At 54.0% G+C, this 16838-nt stretch carries 17 protein-coding genes; 8 read left to right on the top strand and 9 right to left on the bottom strand.

The genetic code is table 11. The features are described 5' to 3' along the window. The first annotated feature begins 255 nt into the window (after positions 1 to 255). Positions 256 to 663, top strand: a complete 408-nt coding sequence (locus tag DMG62_06045) for a hypothetical protein (GenBank protein ID PYY24002.1) — start codon at positions 256 to 258, stop codon at positions 661 to 663. A gap of 21 nt (positions 664 to 684) precedes the next feature. On the opposite strand, the gene DMG62_06040 is transcribed toward DMG62_06045, so the two are convergent. From DMG62_06040 to DMG62_06025, 4 genes are all read right to left on the bottom strand, one after another. Continuing rightward, positions 685 to 1059, bottom strand: a complete 375-nt coding sequence (locus DMG62_06040) for a hypothetical protein (GenBank protein PYY24001.1) — start codon at positions 1057 to 1059, stop codon at positions 685 to 687. Positions 1060 to 1404: 345 nt separating this feature from the next. Next, entirely contained in the window at positions 1405 to 2226 is an 822-nt protein-coding gene (locus DMG62_06035) for a DNA-binding response regulator (protein PYY24000.1), read from the bottom strand. After that, positions 2169 to 3365 carry a hypothetical protein gene (locus DMG62_06030; protein ID PYY23999.1) on the bottom strand — a complete coding sequence of 399 codons (1197 nt, stop codon included), beginning with the start codon at positions 3363 to 3365 and terminating at the stop codon, positions 2169 to 2171. Before DMG62_06030 ends, DMG62_06035 begins: the two co-directional genes overlap by 58 nt. Before the next feature lie 90 nt (positions 3366 to 3455). Then, on the bottom strand, positions 3456 to 3662 hold the full coding sequence (locus DMG62_06025) for a hypothetical protein (protein PYY23998.1): 207 nt from the start codon (positions 3660 to 3662) through the stop codon (positions 3456 to 3458). 399 nt (positions 3663 to 4061) lie between these two features. Between DMG62_06025 and DMG62_06020 the strand changes: the two genes are divergently transcribed. Both DMG62_06020 and cydB read left to right on the top strand, forming a co-directional pair. Further along, positions 4062 to 5453 (top strand): cytochrome ubiquinol oxidase subunit I, encoded by a 1392-nt coding sequence (locus DMG62_06020; GenBank protein ID PYY23997.1) that lies wholly within the window; start codon positions 4062 to 4064, stop codon positions 5451 to 5453. 2 nt (positions 5454 to 5455) lie between these two features. Beyond that, the gene (cydB, locus tag DMG62_06015) at positions 5456 to 6502 is read left to right on the top strand and encodes a cytochrome d ubiquinol oxidase subunit II (GenBank protein PYY23996.1); all 1047 of its coding nucleotides are present in this window, start codon (positions 5456 to 5458) and stop codon (positions 6500 to 6502) included. Between the two features lie 12 nt (positions 6503 to 6514). Here cydB and DMG62_06010 read toward each other — a convergent pair whose 3' ends face one another. Together DMG62_06010 and DMG62_06005 are read right to left on the bottom strand one after the other, a co-directional pair. Beyond that, entirely contained in the window at positions 6515 to 8521 is a 2007-nt protein-coding gene (locus DMG62_06010; protein PYY23995.1) for a peptidase M1, read from the bottom strand. A gap of 177 nt (positions 8522 to 8698) precedes the next feature. After that, the gene (locus DMG62_06005; protein PYY23994.1) at positions 8699 to 9877 is read right to left on the bottom strand and encodes a lipid-A-disaccharide synthase; all 1179 of its coding nucleotides are present in this window, start codon (positions 9875 to 9877) and stop codon (positions 8699 to 8701) included. On the opposite strand from DMG62_06005, the gene DMG62_06000 reads away from it, so the two are divergent. Continuing rightward, the gene (locus DMG62_06000; protein PYY23993.1) at positions 9867 to 10055 is read left to right on the top strand and encodes a hypothetical protein; all 189 of its coding nucleotides are present in this window, start codon (positions 9867 to 9869) and stop codon (positions 10053 to 10055) included. The genes DMG62_06005 and DMG62_06000 overlap by 11 nt on opposite strands. Positions 10056 to 10089: 34 nt before the next feature. Here DMG62_06000 and DMG62_05995 read toward each other — a convergent pair whose 3' ends face one another. Further along, positions 10090 to 11601, bottom strand: a complete 1512-nt coding sequence (locus tag DMG62_05995; protein ID PYY23992.1) for an alpha-galactosidase — start codon at positions 11599 to 11601, stop codon at positions 10090 to 10092. A gap of 86 nt (positions 11602 to 11687) precedes the next feature. Here DMG62_05995 and DMG62_05990 point away from each other — a divergent pair, with 86 nt between their 5' ends. Further along, positions 11688 to 11879, top strand: coding sequence for a hypothetical protein (locus tag DMG62_05990; protein PYY23991.1), 192 nt, complete (start codon positions 11688 to 11690; stop codon positions 11877 to 11879). Positions 11880 to 11895: 16 nt separating this feature from the next. On the opposite strand, the gene DMG62_05985 is transcribed toward DMG62_05990, so the two are convergent. Further along, entirely contained in the window at positions 11896 to 13413 is a 1518-nt protein-coding gene (locus tag DMG62_05985) for a hypothetical protein (protein ID PYY23990.1), read from the bottom strand. 380 nt (positions 13414 to 13793) lie between these two features. Here DMG62_05985 and DMG62_05980 point away from each other — a divergent pair, with 380 nt between their 5' ends. Both DMG62_05980 and DMG62_05975 read left to right on the top strand, forming a co-directional pair. Beyond that, positions 13794 to 14237 (top strand): hypothetical protein, encoded by a 444-nt coding sequence (locus DMG62_05980; GenBank protein PYY23989.1) that lies wholly within the window; start codon positions 13794 to 13796, stop codon positions 14235 to 14237. Between the two features lie 274 nt (positions 14238 to 14511). After that, positions 14512 to 15276, top strand: coding sequence for a hypothetical protein (locus DMG62_05975; GenBank protein ID PYY23988.1), 765 nt, complete (start codon positions 14512 to 14514; stop codon positions 15274 to 15276). Between the two features lie 177 nt (positions 15277 to 15453). Here DMG62_05975 and DMG62_05970 read toward each other — a convergent pair whose 3' ends face one another. Beyond that, the gene (locus DMG62_05970) at positions 15454 to 16413 is read right to left on the bottom strand and encodes a hypothetical protein (GenBank protein ID PYY23987.1); all 960 of its coding nucleotides are present in this window, start codon (positions 16411 to 16413) and stop codon (positions 15454 to 15456) included. Positions 16414 to 16423: 10 nt separating this feature from the next. On the opposite strand from DMG62_05970, the gene DMG62_05965 reads away from it, so the two are divergent. Beyond that, a complete protein-coding gene (locus DMG62_05965; GenBank protein PYY23986.1) occupies positions 16424 to 16708 on the top strand; it encodes a hypothetical protein in 285 nt (94 codons plus the stop codon). The last annotated feature ends 130 nt before the right edge of the window (positions 16709 to 16838 follow it).

The raw sequence follows: 16838 nt of genomic DNA, 5'->3' as shown, positions 1-16838 counted from the left end.
TTTTACTGTATTCGCTTTATATTCGCCTAATGGAGTTGATTTTCCTCCGCGTTAAAGGCGTTGTCAAGAGGCTTGGAACCTTGCGCTTCTGGCTCTAAGCAGGGACCAGTAATTTATGCAAACCTGTGGAATCAGCCGCTTAGAAGGTTTCCATTACGTCAACTTACGCCGAACTCTTTCACATAAAAACTTAACGGAAATTCTGTTGACTCTCTGAAACAGCGGCAGTAATGTTCGTTCAGCTACCCCTAGAACATGTCCATCAAACGGATTCTCGCCTACGGCGAGGACGCCCATGTTATCTCTACACGCGCCATGATTTTGCAGCGTGCGGGATACGACGTCGCTCACACCACTCGCGCTGACGAACTCGTTCCGCTGCTGCGCGGAATATTTTTTGACATGCTCCTGATTGGAGATTCGCTACGCACACTGCAAAACGTCCGTCTTGTGCAGAGGTTAAGGGAGCAATTTCCTACGCTTGCTATTGTGATGGTGCAAGATGAAAAAGACGAACGCGATCCATGGTCAACCGCTTTTGTAAGCAGCGGCCCGGAACACATCGTGAATGCAGTCCGATCGTTTCTTGAAGAGAATCACAACGCTGTTAGGAAGACATCCAAGATCCAGCCGAAGGTTATGCACAGCGCAGCTGGTCTCTAGAATTGCCTCAAAAGCACAAACTCATAACGAGAGCTCCAGCGTCATTTTTCTGTAGGCCAGCATGATGTCTCCCTTTGTAATCATGCCCAGCAACCTTTTCTCATCGCGCCGTGAGACAACAGGGAGATTAGCCAGATGAAGTTCGCGCATGCGTTCCACGACTTCATGCATGGTCTGATCGGGGAATGCATATTTCAGATCGCGCGAATAAATGGCATCTACCTGAACTTCTGCTCGCTCGCTTCTATCGATCTTCGTAATATCAGACATGCTGACGATTCCGGAAAGCTCGCCGTCGTCGTCCAGCACTGGCATTGCGAACACCTCGCGCGAAAGCATGATCTCCTGCACCGCTTCGACCGTGTCGTGGGGGGAGGCTGCCGGAATTTCGTTCATGACCTGCGACACGCGTACACCCGAGAGAAGATGCAATGGAGAACCATGATTCTCTCGTTGTTTACGGAATTGAAGAAAGAGAAGGCGGATTTGAAGGAGCAGGATCAGGCTACTCAGCGCCAGAAAAAGCAGGGCGTAGGTGTTGGTTTGCAAGGTCGAGACTCCCAGCGATTCCGATTGGGGGCTCAGGTCCCGCTTGAGTGTCGGTTATACCTCATTTAGGAAATAGTTGAAATTGAAAAAATTTATGCAGGTTATAGGACTGTAGGAATGATTCAACAACGAAATCCCTGATCGAATAGCGATCAGGGATTCATCAGTGAATCGATGCGATTGAGTCTGAGTTTATTGGGTATAACTCAGTGCCGACAGTGCGCTACGAAACCGTTGGCGATAATTACGGCTCATCGTGAGTTCTTTTCCATCCACCAGCTTCACCATGTAGTCACCATGGGGCAAGGGACGAAACTCACGCAAGCATTCGATATTGATAATCGTGCAGCGATGAATTCGGACGAACTGCCTAGAATCGAGCTTACGCTCGAGTTCGTTCATAGTAGATCGCATACGGTGTATCTGGGCTCCACAATGAACCTGAACGTAGTTTGCCGCTGAGGTAAACGAGTCCACGAGTTGCACTTTCTGAAAGAAGATGCGGTCGCCATTGCGAAGAGCCAACCGCTCCAGGTACTTTGGTAATTCCTGGTTTGGCGCCACAGCCGTCGAGTGTCTGGCAGCGCTGGGCAAATCGATCCTGCTGCGCTCCATCTGAACCCGGAGCTTGGCCCGTTCTACAGCCTGCAATAGGCGCTTGTCGTGGAAAGGCTTCACGACGTAGTCGGCGGCGTGAGCATCGAACGCCCGCGCAGCGAACCGCTCCAATGCGCTGATGAAGACTACTGCAGGGATTTTTTCCCGACTTGATTCAACCACCTGAAAACCGGGTACTTCGGGTAGCTGGACATCTACGAAGAGCATGTCGGGCGCGTGCTCAGCAATGGCAGCGAGAGCCTCTTTGCCATCGGAACATTCGCTAACAATCTCAATCGAATCATCATCGCCGAGAACGCGGCTTATTGCCTCGCGGGCGGCAGGCTGATCGTCCGCGATTAACGCACGGAATCTCGATTGAGCGTATGCAGCGGCATATATGGAGTCTGTTGCCATAACGTCTTGAACACCTCATTGTCAATGGTTCGTGGTTGCTGTTTCGCTGCCAGGGCAGCATCCGGTACGTGGCGAAGTTGAATTGGCGTGCGGGAATCAGCAGAAGGATGTTGCGCAATCCAGGCTTGGGAGTCCGATTGCGCCTTACTTATTTGGTGTTCGTCCAGTTCTATTGCGAGTTGGGTGAATTTGTCGTGAAAAAGTTGCGGAATGGGAACGCCAGAGGCCTCCGCAGAGAGATACCAGGCAAATGCAGCCGTTGCATCGATGACCCCTGCGCAACCTGTTAAGGCACACAGTGCGAGATTGAGATAACTCTGTCCATTTCCCTGTGCGGCTGCCACTGAAAACAATCTCATGGCCTCGCGTTTATCTTGTTTGACGGCTCTGCCATGAAGATACAATCTGCCCAGATTGTTTTGTGCGGGGGCGAAGCCCTTATTTGCCGCTTTGCTGTAAAGCTCAGCTGCTTTGCCCAAATTGGCTTTCACTCCATCACCGTTTTCGTAAGAGATTCCCAGCAAAAAATTCGCCAGAGGGAAATCGTGACGAGCACCGCGCTTTAGCCATTTGATTCCCAATTCAGTATCGCGCGGCACGACGTCACCACTCAGATACATCAAACCAAGTTTTACCTGAGAAATCTCCAAACCAGCCGTTGCAGAACGCATCATCAAGTCGAGCGCGTGTTCAGGATCTTTATGACCTCCCCAGCCGTTAAGGTAGGCCACTGCGAGATCGTGCTGCGCGACCGAATATCCCGATGCAGCGGCTCGCTGGAACCAGCGGATTGCTTCCGATTCGTTGCGTTCCACACCATTGCCTTGGAAGTAGAGCACACCGAGATTCGTCTGGGAGTCCGGTTCGCCCTGGTCTCCGGCTTTGCGAAACCAACGTGCTGCTTCCTGGTAATTCACCTGACCGGCTCGCCCCGAAGCATATGCTTTCGCTACCTGCACCTGTGCAGTTAGATCGCCATTCTCAGCTTTCGCGAGCAGCTTGCTGAATTGCGGTTCCCCAATCGGCTTCACGACTGTTGCGGCGAGATGAGATATAGATGCTGAGATCGCGAGAGTGATGAAAAAGTATCGTAAAAAAAATGAAGCGAAGCGTGTTTGACTGATACTCATGCCTGACATCACTGCACCACCTTGAAACAGAAAGAGGCTGCCGGATCCGGAATGAATCAGGATCGCGACAGCCTCCGATGTGTTCGGTCAGCTATTTCGCTAGCTGAATTTAATCTTGTGCCTTGAAACCTCTACCAATACGGGAATGCCATCCTGAATTTTCAGCCGTTCAATCTCTCCGTGTCCCATCTGCTGGCAATAGCGCACGAACGCCAGCCATGCGGGATGCAGTGATGCTTCCGTCTCGCCCAGGTTTGAAGTCGATCCCTTGCGGTGCGACTCCGGCGTGTTATCGCGATCACTCATCCAGACCCCGTCTGGTTAGCTGTTTGTACCTTTGACGGCATGCCTCGGTGACGGTTAGCAGCCCGTCAATCAATTTACATTTCGAATGTCACTCATCAATACGGCCTCGGATGACTGCTAGTTCCATGAGATTCACAATTGCGAAAACTACCTGGGATAAGTTTTTGCAATGTACTTTCTTGTTCATTTCCGAACAAAACTTGTGCGAATCCGGACAGGAAGATGCGATCCTGAGCGCGCTGGCAATTGATCTAAGTGTGGCTCGTGAGCGAGGGCTGCCGACTTATTGATTGTCAACTGCGTTGAATCGTTCACAGCATTCGACTGCGTGCTTGCCAGAGCCGCCGCGAACTGGGCACAACTCGGATCTTTACGATTCCGGGACGGGGGTGCCGTTCCATGTACACTTGTGCCGCGGAGGCAAGAGTCGTGGACACCGCGTACTTCGTGCATCGCCTTCACTTCGGCTTTCTGATCACATTCCATTATCTTTTTCCCCAACTGACCATGGGATTGGCGCCGCTGATCGTAATCCTCAAGACTATTGCTCTGCGCACCGAAAGCCCTGCATATGACAACGCCGCTCGCTTCTGCATGAGGATCTTCGGTATCAACTTTGTTCTAGGTGTCGTCACCGGAATCCCTATGGAATTCCAGTTTGGGACGAATTGGGCGCGATTTTCCCACATGACCGGTGGCGTAATCGGACAAGCGCTGGTGATGGAGGGCGTTTTCTCCTTCTTTCTGGAATCAGCATTTCTCGGGCTTTTCCTGTTCGGAGAAAAGCGGCTCAGTCGGGTTGCGCACTGGTGGACTGGGTTCATGGTTTTCGTAGGCTCGTGGTTATCTGGTTTCTTCATCATTGTTACCGACGCTTGGATGCAACATCCTGTCGCCTACACACGTTTGGCCGACGGCTCGTACCAGGTGAGTAGCTTTTCCGGTCTGCTTCTGAATCCATGGGCGCTCTTGCAATACGCGCACAATATGAGCGGCGCAGTGATTACGGGCACCTTCGTTATGTCTGCTATGGGTGCGTTTTACCTGCTCAACCGTCGCTTCGAGGAGTACGGCCGGATCTTTCTTCGCGTCGGAGTAATTGGCGGGTTCATTTGCTCTGTTCTGCAGATCTTTCCAACGGGAGATCTTCACGGGCGGTATCTGGCCAAGCACCAACCCATCACCACGGCGGCCATGGAAGGGCTCTTTCAGACTGAAAAAGGCGCACCGATGGTCCTGATGGGACAACCGGACGTTGAACGTCAACGCATCGACAATCCTCTTGTAGTGAACAAAGTTCTCAGCTTTCTGGTGTACGGAACCACGGAAGCGCAGGTGCAGGGATTAAATGCTTTTCCCCGCGAAGACTGGCCGACGAACATTCCTTTGCTGTACTTCGCGTATCACATCATGGCTGGACTGGGAACAATTTTCATCGCGGTAATGAGTCTTGCGGTTCTTCTTCTCTGGCGTAACAAACTCTTCGAGACGCGCTGGCTGCTGTGGATAATCATGTTGTGCCTGCCATTTCCTTATGTTGCAAATACGGCGGGATGGCTGACTGCGGAGGTCGGTCGTCAACCGTGGTTGGTGTATGGACTCATGCGGACTGCAGTGGGCTACTCCGCGAATGTTTCCGCCGGAAATGGCTTATTCACACTGCTCGGATTCATGGGATTGTATGCGCTTCTGGCGATCCTTTTTCTCTTCATCGTTCATCGTCAAATTGAGCATGGTCCAAATATTCATCCCAATGTGGAACCTCAACCGATCACCGTGGCTGGAGATTAATTATGGAGACGGTCTGGTTCCTTCTGGTCGCGTTCATGCTAGCTATGTACGTCGTGCTTGACGGATTTGATCTTGGCGCAGGTATTGCTCATTTCTTCGTGGCGCGCACGAACGAGGAGCGCAGGATGGTGTTGCAGGCTATCGGACCAGTATGGGACGGCAATGAGGTCTGGCTGCTTGCGGGCGGCGGGACTCTGTTCTTCGCCTTTCCACTTCTGTATGCCTCAAGCTTCAGCGGCTTCTATTTACCGCTCAACATGGTGCTCTGGCTACTAGTCCTGCGCGGAATCGGGATCGAGTTGCGCATGCATCTCGACAATGTTCTTTGGCGTGACTTCTTCGACGGATTGTTTGCTATCGGAAGTCTTCTCCTCGCAGTATTTTTCGGAGCAGCTCTGGGCAACGTAGTTCGAGGCGTGCCGCTTAATGCGGATCATTATTTCTTTGAGCCGTTGTGGACGAATTTCCTGCCGAGCGCGAACCCCGGTGTGCTCGATTGGTACACAGTGTTGACCGGAGCCGTCGCTCTGGTGGCGCTCACAATTCACGGAACCAACTATGTCGCCGTGAAGACGGATGGAGATCTCGCTGGTCGTTGCCAAGCTACCGCGCGCAGACTGTGGCCTGTGCTTCTCATTCTGACCATCGCGAGTTGTCTCGCGACGCTAATCGTCCGGCCACGCGTGCTGAGGAATTACCTGGAACATCCAATCGGCTTTCTCATTCCTGTTGTTGTTGCTGCCAGCTTGATTATGATGTTCACTGCTCGCCGAACCGGCAATGATCGTCGCGCGTTTTCTGCCTCATGTGCATATCTGGCGAGCATGCTTGGAGGCGCTGCTTTTGCCTTGTATCCAGTGCTGCTGCCATCCAGCAATCCTGGCACGGAAGACATCACGATCCACAACGCTGCTGCAGGTTCCTACTCGCTCACCTACGGCCTGATCTGGTGGTCGGTCGGCATGATCATCGCCATTGGATACTTCGCGATGGTCTACCGCATGTTCCGAGGCAAAGTCAGCCTGCGCTCCAGCGAGCACGGCTACTAAAGGCCGCGCTTACTATCCAACAGCCTCACGTTCTCGCTTGTACGGCTGATTCAGATATCTACGCGCTTCATCAAGAGCGCCTTGAGTGTTGTCGTTCGTCTGGAGTGCCTGACGGTATTCATTCGTGGCGCGTTCTCGCTGATCGGTGATATCGAAGATCTTGCCCAATTGAATGTGGCTCCAGACCTCGGTCCATTTTGGTTCTCCGTCGCCGCTCAACGCTTCACGATAGGCGTTCGCAGCAGATTGGTAATTCTTTTGGAGAAAGAAGACCTCGGCAACGCGATAGTGCGCAAGGGAGCTGTTGTGATTTGCATCTAGCGCCTTCTGATATTCCTTCAGCGCTTCCGCCAGATCTCCTTGAGCTACGAGTTGCTGCCCGCGCAATATCGCGACGCGCACACGCAGATCCGGTGAGTTCTTCAGCACCCAATTATTAGGATCAAGAATAATGCGACGGGGCTTACCGAAAGTTTCCACCGAATACGTAGACTCGGTTCCAACTACATCGATACGCTTCATCTCACTCTTGCCGTCGGTATCGACCCGAACCTCCAGAGGCATGCGGAAGAGATCAAGGTCCTGATTGATCTGTCCGACGATGCGGAAGCCTTTGTTATTCCCCAAGCGATACGTCGTGTACTTATTCTTGAACTCAGGAGCGCCGGTGCCGTCGAGCCACTGCGTGAAGAATGCTCCTAGTTTCTGGCCGGCATTTTGCTCCGACAGTTCGCGGAACTGATCTGTGCTGACCGACTTACCCGCATACTGCTGGGCAAGCGACTTCATGGTGCGGTCGTAGTTGGCATCGCCCAGTTGCCAGCGCAGCATGTGAAAGATCATGCCCCCTTTGTCGGTTACGAGAGACTGAAACTCGGGCGAGAACGGATCCAGTTTAGCAACTCCCGAAAGGGGAATATTGTCATAGGCCAATGCGCCGACAGCCATATCTTTGCAGGCCTCTTCGAAGCCGGCTTCGCCGGCTGCGTCCTGCACGTAACGGACTTCGCTGTCCCGAGCGGCGCCTTCGGTAATCCAGAAGTCGTCCTTGGCCGCGGGGCTGACTGACGCTCCCCACCACTGGTGCGCGAGCGTATTTGCCAGCAGGCGATAGTTGACCTTATCGCTGATTGCTTTCGAGGTAATCCCTGCAAGCTGTGGCGTCCAGGCGGCGGGGACAGTGTCATCGGGAAGTTCCACGATGCTCATGTTCGCGGTCGAGATCGGGCCATAGATGCTGGAGAAGAAGGCCAATTCCTTCGCTGCCGTCTCCGCGTAACTCCGAGCGAGATCTTTATGGTTAGGCTTGAAGTAGATCTTCAGGTTGCTGTCTGAAGTCTCGACAAAAGTTCCCGCGATGATGGTGCCGGGAAAACTCGGAGTATCCCAAACGAAGGTGACTGTCTTGTTCCCGCCTGCTGCGGGGCGCGACGGAGGCAGCTTCGGTGAACTGCCGATTACAGAGAAGAAAGCTGGAGCCGTAACGTTGATCGTTGCCGTGAAGCGGTTCGTGTTGTATCCAACCATCGGGAACCATCGTGCGGGATAGAGCAAATACGTCGTGTCTGGTCCAATTGAGGCCAGCTTCAGTCCCTCGACCGGGCTGTCATCGGCTTTGTCGAGCACGCCTTCGTAGTCGAACGTGAGCGTTTGCGACTGGGCTTTGCTCAGACCTTCGGGCAGAGAAACGCGAATCGTGTAGTCCTGGGTCACGCGCTCGGTCGGCATAGTTTTGCCCGCTTCGTTGGTCACGCGAGTCACGCGGAGCGCATTGTTCAGCTCGAAGACGGCAGTGCTGATGTTATCCAGCGCCGTGAATTTGACTTTTGCTTTTGCGGTGAGATGGTGGGTTTTCGGCGTCAGGTCGGCATCGATTAAGTAATCGTTGACCTGAATACGAGACCTCTCGGCAGCGCTGAGAGGTGCACTGATTGCCAGAATGCAGGCTCCTAAAACCAGCAGCCGAGTGAAGCAAGGGGGAACGCGCGCTGGAGCGAGCGTCCGTCGAAACAGACTCATTGATACTCCAGAGTAGCTACTCTTCTTACGATGCGATTGGGAATCCGGATAGATGCAGATACCGACCTTTCAAACCTCGAGGCGGGGTCTCACACGAAAGACTACCTTTATTTTATTAAACGAACGAGGCGTATAAATAGTTTAAGCCAAGCGCCGGTTTAGCCCTTCCAATCTGCGTCAGGTCGCCTTTTGCTTAACAGGTTGCGAGTTTAAGAGCGTCCTACCGATTGCCTCGGCCGCGCGCACAATGGCGGTCTTGCCACGCGCATCTGCGGCGTTTCTCAGCTCCTTACGCACGCCTTCGAGATTTCGAACCATCTCGGCCCGAGGATCGCCCTCGACAAGCAGTCGCCGAATCTGCCGCACTACGTTCTCAGGCCTGAAGTTCGACTGAATCAGCTCTGGAACGATCTCGCGTCCGGCGATCAGGTTCACCATGCCAAAGTTCTTGACCTTCACGAGACGTCGCCCGATTGCATAGCTCAGGCCGCTCACGCGATAAACGACGATGAACGGTGTGCCAATAAGCGCCGCCTCCACTGTCGCCGTACCGCTAGCAACGACGGCGGCTCGAGAGTGCAGAAGCGCAGCGCAGGGGTCATCAACAAGATGAACCCGTGCTCCGCCGGTCTGTTGCGCCATCCAGTCCCGCGAAAGAGTGCTCGCCACCGGAACGAGGTATTCGTACTCCGGTCCTAGCTCGCCTGCGGCTTGCAACATCACGGGCAGGTTCAGCAGGATTTCTTTCTTCCGGCTTCCCGGCAGCAGCGCGATCCACTTCTTACCCCCCTCGATCCCAAATCTTCGAGCAAACTCTTCCCGAGCGATTTGCGGAAGTGGCAAATCTGCCAGCGGATGTCCAACGTATTCGGCATCCACCCGCCGCTCACGGTAGTAGCTCTCCTCGAATGGAAAGATCACCAGCATGCGGTCGACGAACTTTTTCACGCGCCAAATGCGCCGCTGCTTCCACGCCCAAAGCTGCGGCGAGACGAAATAGACGACGGGTACTCCCATTGTATGCAGCTTTTCAGCGAGTCTCAGATTGAAGTCCGGAAAGTCGATGAGCACGGCCACATCCGGTTTGCGTGAGCGTGCAACGGAGACCATGCGGAAGAACTCGCGATAGATCGTCGCAACATGCTTCATCACTTCGGTAATGCCAACGGCCGCAACCTTTCCGGAATCGATAATCGTCTCACAGCCAGCAGCGCGCATCTTCTCGCCGCCAACGCCGAAGAACTGCGTCTCAGTTCCCAGAAGCTTCCGCAACTCCGGGATGAGCATGGCGCCGTAGTTCTCGCCTGAGGCCTCACCGGCAGAGATGAGCACACGGCGCGCCGTGGTGGCGCTCACAGATGTGCCTGAAATCGCGATGTCACTGGAATTAGTGATGAATCTGTTTCCCGAAGAAGAAATTCTATTGTTTCTGTATGCTTTGCTGTTTACCGGGCATGAGGAGCTACTTTCCAAGCCTCGCCTGAAAGAAGCTGTCAATCACTCGGTCTCTCGATTGCGCGGCTGGCGAGCTTGATCGGAATCTAGAGACGCTTTCTTGCCTGTTACTGCTATTTCTGTGATGTTCGCAACATCACCACGCCATGGCCTGGCACCGTGGTTGAATAGTCTGAACCGCTAATCTTTACGTCAGAGTGCGACCAAAGCTCCCGTGCTTTGGCTGGCTTGCCTGCGATTCCGATGTCGGACCACTTTATGGTCATCTTGGCATCCTCTTTTGCACGATTGAAAAGCGCCACGGCATAGGCGCCGCCGGCTAGAGGACGAGCCCAGATCTCCTGGTCGCCTGATTTGGAAATGCGCGTTGCCTGTTTTCCGTCGCGATCCTGGTCGATAGCGATGACTTCTTTGTTGATGAGGATCTCGTGAATCGCAGGACTCATATCACGCAGATCATTGCCGGCGATGAGCGGTGCGGCAAGCATCGACCAGAGGCTCAGGTGAGTTCGATACTCGGTTTCGGTCATGCCGCCATTTCCGATTTCCAGCATGTCTGGGTCATTCCAGTGTCCTGGAGCTGCAAATGGTGCCAGTTGATCTTGATTGAAAGCGATTTTCGTCATTGAGTCCCAAGCGTCCCGGATGTCGCCAGTTGTGCGCCACAGATTTCCGCCGACATCAGGGCCCCACTTCCACACCTCATTCAGTCCGTACTGGCACAAGCTATAGACGATGGGCCGCCCACTAGCCTGCAAGGCATCGCCCATCTTTTGATAAATCGGCTGCATCTCCTGTTCGGTATAAATGTTTCGCGCACCGCACCAGTCATATTTCAGGTAATCGATGCCCCAGGCGGCGAACGTCTTGGCGTCCTGTTCCTCATGGCCGTAGCTGCCTTCATATCCTGCGCAGGTGTTCGGCCCGGGGGAAGAATAGATTCCCAATTTAAGGCCCTTACTGTGGACATAATCGGCCAGAGCCTTCATATCTGGAAACTTCTTGTTTGTGGTGATATTGCCGTTGGCGTCGCGCTTCTCGCCCTCCCACGTGTCATCGATATTGATGTACACGTAGCCGGCTTCTTTCATGCCGTTGCTAGCCATGGCATCAGCGATCTTGCGCACGGTAGCATCGTCAACGCGTCCTGCGAATTTGTTCCAACTGTTCCATCCCATCGGCGGAGTTTTGGCTAAGCTGTTATATGGAACCTTGTGAAGTGGAGGAGGCTCAATACGGGCCGGAATCGCTCCTTCGCCCTCAGGGACTTTGTGCGCGACAAGCTCCGTAAGGGGCGCGTCCGGGCGACGGCGCGTAGTCATATGCAGTTCATCGCCGACCAGCTTGCCTTCGTAGATCACACGGCGCAGAGTCTTGCCATCCTGCAGCGTTCCCGTGACGGTAAACGATTCGGAAGTTCCAGTGCTTTCGGTAAGGGTGTAATAGAACTGTGTTACCCGGATATGACCAGTGATCTTGGAGTCCTGCTGTTTCAAGTCAAAGTAAGCTTTGCGTTGGGTGCCATCCGGTAGCGGAGTCGCCGCGAGCCAATTACCGGTCAGGTTTGCGGCCAGACAGGATGTCGTGCTCAATGCAACAATTGCGAGGATGCGAAGAAGCCTCATTGCAGTGGGAGTTCCTCCTGGAACGTCGCCAGTACTTTCTCACATGAACGCATATTTTGATCACTGAAACAAGGCTGTCCTATAAAATGCGTTGTTTCGCATCGCAGCTCACAAGGCCGAATCACTTCGAAATGACTCACGGCTGGGCGGATCCTCTGGAACGAGTCATCGGCCGCTTTTGGGCTAAGTGCGTTCATGCGACTCTCGGCGTTCATAGTGTTTGGATCGACGTGCACACCATGTGGGACGGAATTGCTGCTTTGGTGCATGGGTTGTGATCAAAAGGATGGATCGTCAAGTAGAAGCGACGACATCCTGTTCGGCATTCAGGCGAAGACAATGTTTTGGGCCGCTCGCAGGAGCTTCAGCGATGTAGTCGATGAAGGCTCTCACAGCGGCTACGCCATCCCGATAGCCTTGCTCTACGGCAGGACGAACAATTCTGCCGTCGAAGTCGAGCAACGTCGCCGCCAAGGGCATAGCCGGCCGAATTTTAAACGCTTTGAGATAGCGGTAAGAATGCTCTCCGATTTCCAAGACTAGCTGCTCCGGACGCGTGCCCACTCTGGCCGCGTAGGTCTCGCAAATCTGATTCACACTCTCCAGCACCCGCAAATCGGATTTCACATTCCGCGACATCAGAATGTCGAATGCGCGCATGCCGACATCCAGAAAGGTTCTGATCTTCGGGACTACTTCTTTCTCGGCTTCAACGGCGATCAGGAATAACACGTCTGCCCCGAGTCGTATTGCTGGGATGATGGGTTGTTTGGCCACCAGTCCTCCATCGGACCAGAGTCCACCATGCATCTTCACCGGCTCATAGGCCATCGGAAATGCCGACGACGCAATTACTGCCTTCATCATGTCGTGCGCATACTCAAAGTGAGTCCGAACGAACTCAGCGTCCGCGCCGGGATCATTCTGTAATTCTTCAACCTTCTTGTTAGCGAAGAACTTTTCGCGTCCGGTGTAGAGCTCGGCAGCGGTCATTACCACACGCATTGGAGAGCGACGAAGCCGGCGCAGATGAATCCGGTCGCGCAAGAAGCGGGAACGCTCGTAATTTTGAAACAAACCTGAATCGAGCGGCGAGCGCAAAATCTTTTGACTCAGGCGGCTCACGCGATTCCGCAGTATCGACCACGAGAGCGCGCCCACCAGCAAGGCAACTCCCAACCACAGATCGTTCCGAGGTGTAAGCCAAAAAACCGACGCAGCCCTGAACTCCACGTGGGTCGAGACCAGCAGCCAGCATATGAACCCCAGCACAACCGTGTTTGCTATCAGCGACCAGGTGAGCTTCTTCTTGTTTGGCGCCCAACGTTGGCCGCGCATGGGGTGAAGCAACACATAAAAGAGGTAGGAGAACTCTGTATAGGAGAAAAGGACAATGCTGCCCGCCACTCCGAGCAGCAGCCACGTTAGCAGAGGATTGTCTTGATGAAAGAAAATGCCAAGGCCATGCAGCAGAACACCTGCGGCGTTCCCGAATCCGGCCGTAGCCGCGATGAGTCCGGCGAGAACGATGATGTATCGCGACCAATCGATGCCCACAGTAGCGGGGGTGAGTTGCAGCCATCCTTCGACCAGCGGCTCTGCGTTTCCCAGGTACCCGCGGCCGTGTCCGGCATAGGAAGCTGCGTTGATCGCTCCAATCGAAGTGGATGTGAGAATGTGAGTGGGAAGGCGCGCATCCTGTAGAGCTAGCAGCACGCCGGCTTCATACGCGCCACGGGCACCCCCGCCCGACAGGACCACCGCTATGCGTCCGGTGAAGTTCCTCCACAGTGTGCCAGGGTTCTGTGGCAGGCTGGCCCGAAACTCTTTGCGCTCGTCTTCGAGCAGGTTTGGAGATTGGGAACGGAGGTCGATGAGCGAAGGATACCGCGTTTTCGTGATCGAGGTGTGAATTACTAGGGTACTTGGATATTCTGTTCGCCTACCCAGCAGGAGTTCGGTTTCGAGTCAGCTCAGAATGTTACACTGCGCTCTTTGACATGCCCCGACGCTTAGCGGTTCGAGGGTTGCTGATCCTCACAGCACTATTCTCGATGTCGTGCAATGACCCTGCACGCCCAAGAAAACGCATAGGAAAGTCGACGAATCCTGCTGCCCTCTGCGCGTGTAAGCCGACTCACATCACAAAAGATGACTGGCGCATAGAGTTCAAGAATGGGTCCCTGCCATCGATGGAGCCTGCGGAAAGCAGTGTCGAAACAATACTCCACTGGCCGGAAGGACTCGAGCCCGGCCCGCGTAGCGCACGGACCGGAAAGGAACTTGTTCTCTATCGGATTCCCAGAGCTTATCTGCAAACAGTTTTCTTTCGCAGCAGTGACTGCGATTTGCATTTGGAAATCTCCGAAACTCCAAACAAGAGCGCACCTCGCATGATCGTCGAGACTCCGGGCACGATGGAATATTGCGAGCCAAGAGCCTCTCTCTTTGTCGATCTAAAGCGAAGAGGAATTACAGTGACTGATGTGAATCAGGAGCTGTCACAGCCTGGCCAAGTGGAGGTCGTCGGAGTCGCTTTTAGAGATCAGGCGCATCCCGTCTGGTTCGCTCGAGGCAGCGAGAGGGTCACCACACTCTGGGAGCTGCACCCGGCTGTCGTTAAGACTCTACCTTGACGCAATAAGCTATTGGGCTTCTGTCATCAAGACGCCTGGCCGATCACGTCAGAGGAGTGCTCAAAGGTAATCACTCACTGGATTTCAGAGTGTAAGCCAAGGGGCTAACCTGTTTCGGATGCTGGAACAGAGGTCTTGGTTTTGTGGAAGCTAGGATCGTGAGATCGCGACTATCAGGGTGTATTTCGACCATTCTGGCCTGACCTCTCGGAACTGCTCTGGATGCATCCAACCTCCCGCCACTCTGAATTTTCGAGTGAAGGAGACCCTTGGTATGAATTCGGCAGTGAAGAAGATCTTGTCGGTTTTGGGCGCCCTCATCCTGGTGAGCGCCATTGCTCTGGCGCAGACAGACGCGTCCACTGGCAACTCCAGCAAGTCAAAGAAGAAGCACACAGCGCAGGCAAGTAGCAGCACTGCACAAAATAGTTCAACGTCCTATACCAGTCCAAGCAACAGCTCATCCACACCGACATCGACGGATACCGCAAGTCAGTCCAGCAGTGCTCTGCCGCAGAGCGATTCAACCGCGGCATCCTCGGCGAATTCTTCCATGGTGAAGGCCGGGAACAGCGGATTTGATGATACGTCATCCCAAAATGGAACTAATGCTGCCTCCGCTACTCAGTCAAGCCAGTCGTCCCAAACTCCAACTACTTACGGAAGCGGCACTTCGAGCCAGAGCTCAGTTGCCCCGATGGGCTCGCAGTCGTCCTCCTCAAATGCCATCAGCAACGGTCCAGTCGCAGAGACGGTTAGTGATTCCAGTGCAATGATTGGGTGGTCGACTAGCAGTGCTGCCAGCAACACCGGAGTAAAGTACGGAATAAACCGCGTCAATCTTTCCCAAACGGCGCAGGGCAGTGATGGCAGCGATGGCAAGAATCACCACGCCAAACTGGATGGACTCTCGCCCAGCACTCGCTACTATTTTCAGGTGACGGAGAACGGTCAGCCAGTCGGTGGGGTGGGAACTTTCCGAACGACCGCCGTGGGCGAACAACCAGTACAGAGCAAAGCGGTCATTCCGCAGAAGTAGATAAAGATGGCTGTACTAAAACTAAAAGCCTCGCTTTTGTAAGCGAGGCTTTTGTTGAAGTCCCGGCAGCCCTCCCCCAAGTTCTGCCTGAACAGCAGAATGGACTTTATGCGTTTTTTCGATCTATTACACGCGGGGCTTTGCCCAATTACCCAACTAAGGTTTGTACTTAGATTCCTACAACGGTCTTGCGCCCAGGGCGTACGCGTTCAAGCGCATGAACCAGCCTGCCTCGGCCGAATACCACGTCCAGGGAAATCCGTTTTTTACGTATTTGGTCTCGATCGACTGAATGTACGTCGCAACGCGGGTGGTGTCACCCATGATGATGGCTGCGTCTCCCACCAGAATCCACGGAAAGGGATCCTGAGCGTTGTACGACAGCGACGGCCAGCCCGGCCAAGCATTGTTCACACTCGTATAGGCTTGCTGAGAACGCGAATCCGCTGCTGCGATTACTCCTTCCAAGACGGGGAAGAGCTGGCTCGTGGCGTCCGGATACCACTTTCCCATGTTGGGAGCCACCAGGTTGCCGGCATTGTCTTTATACATTGCCCATGCGCCATTGCTCCACAGGCTCTCAATACCTTGAAGCATGTGATCGGCAGCTGCATTGTAGTAAGTGGCTTTATTCGCATCGCCGAGCGCATTTTGGAATATCGCGGCAAGGTCACGCAGTCCGCGATAAGCCTCGCAGTTGTCCATTAAGTACTTGATCTGGTAGTCAGGCTTGGCCCAAGTGAGGCCATCATTCTGCTGGGTCTGGATCAAGACTCCCCCAATGGAATCCAACTGCGACGCGATGCTCTTTACGTAATTTTGAGCAGCAGCATCGCCCGTCTGGTAAAAAGTCCAGGCGAGCGTAAGGAAAGTGGCGGCATACGAGTCGGTCGAGTCGGCGTACACCCTTGAGGTCTCGACTCCATTGTTGTAGTCGTAATCATAAGTTGTGCCGTAGAGTCCCCATTTGTCTGGCCAGTTTAAGTGATTGATATACCACTGCATCCACCGCTGGACTGTCCCGTAGCCGGCAGGATCATGCGTCAGGCCAATCGCGGCCAGATTGCTGTAGTACGGGTTGATCTGCGACGCCCCATAAAGGATTGCTCCGCTCGCAGCGACGGAACTTGATCTCATCCATTGACCCGTGGCACTTAAGTTTGCCCGAAATGAAGAGTCCGGGGTCGGACTCGGAGCGGGGGTTGGAGTCGGCATGGGGGTTGGAGTCGGCGTGGGGGTTGGGGTTGGAGTCGGAGTGGGAGTGGGAGTCGCCGAAGGAGTTGAACCGCTTCCCGAACCCACGGACGTGGAAGGTATTGTGGATACCAGCGATGACTTCATGCCAGCACCGCCTCCGCAGCCTGCAATTCCTAACATCCCGAATAAAATCGCGAAGAACCAGCCTTCCGCCTTGCGAGAAAACCGCAAATGAGCCTCCAAGTCGGGGTTCCGACGTGAGGCTCAGATTACGTTCTGCTTAGGTTAATTTTGATCGACCGAAGCCCTTACACTAGGCCTCAATACCTACGTAGATCGTTGAAAACTAAAGCGCAACACAGATT

The sequence above is a fragment of the Acidobacteriota bacterium genome (genome assembly GCA_003225175.1).
Lineage (GTDB): Bacteria > Acidobacteriota > Terriglobia > Terriglobales > Acidobacteriaceae > Gp1-AA112.
The sequence above is the reverse complement of the archived record's forward strand: the minus strand, read 5'-3'. Positions and strand labels throughout refer to the sequence as shown.

Coding starts and splice junctions, on each gene's coding strand:
- DMG62_05970 (PYY23987.1), bottom strand. CDS start 16,413: ATGAGATCAAGTTCCGTCGCTGCGAGCGGAGCAATCCTTTATGGGGCG.
- DMG62_06045 (PYY24002.1), top strand. CDS start 256: ATGTCCATCAAACGGATTCTCGCCTACGGCGAGGACGCCCATGTTATC.
- DMG62_06035 (PYY24000.1), bottom strand. CDS start 2,226: ATGGCAACAGACTCCATATATGCCGCTGCATACGCTCAATCGAGATTC.
- DMG62_06040 (PYY24001.1), bottom strand. CDS start 1,059: ATGAACGAAATTCCGGCAGCCTCCCCCCACGACACGGTCGAAGCGGTG.
- DMG62_05975 (PYY23988.1), top strand. CDS start 14,512: ATGAATTCGGCAGTGAAGAAGATCTTGTCGGTTTTGGGCGCCCTCATC.
- DMG62_05990 (PYY23991.1), top strand. CDS start 11,688: ATGCGTTGTTTCGCATCGCAGCTCACAAGGCCGAATCACTTCGAAATG.
- DMG62_06020 (PYY23997.1), top strand. CDS start 4,062: ATGTACACTTGTGCCGCGGAGGCAAGAGTCGTGGACACCGCGTACTTC.
- DMG62_06030 (PYY23999.1), bottom strand. CDS start 3,365: ATGTCAGGCATGAGTATCAGTCAAACACGCTTCGCTTCATTTTTTTTA.
- DMG62_05980 (PYY23989.1), top strand. CDS start 13,794: ATGGAGCCTGCGGAAAGCAGTGTCGAAACAATACTCCACTGGCCGGAA.
- DMG62_06025 (PYY23998.1), bottom strand. CDS start 3,662: ATGAGTGATCGCGATAACACGCCGGAGTCGCACCGCAAGGGATCGACT.
- cydB (PYY23996.1), top strand. CDS start 5,456: ATGGAGACGGTCTGGTTCCTTCTGGTCGCGTTCATGCTAGCTATGTAC.
- DMG62_06010 (PYY23995.1), bottom strand. CDS start 8,521: ATGAGTCTGTTTCGACGGACGCTCGCTCCAGCGCGCGTTCCCCCTTGC.
- DMG62_05995 (PYY23992.1), bottom strand. CDS start 11,601: ATGAGGCTTCTTCGCATCCTCGCAATTGTTGCATTGAGCACGACATCC.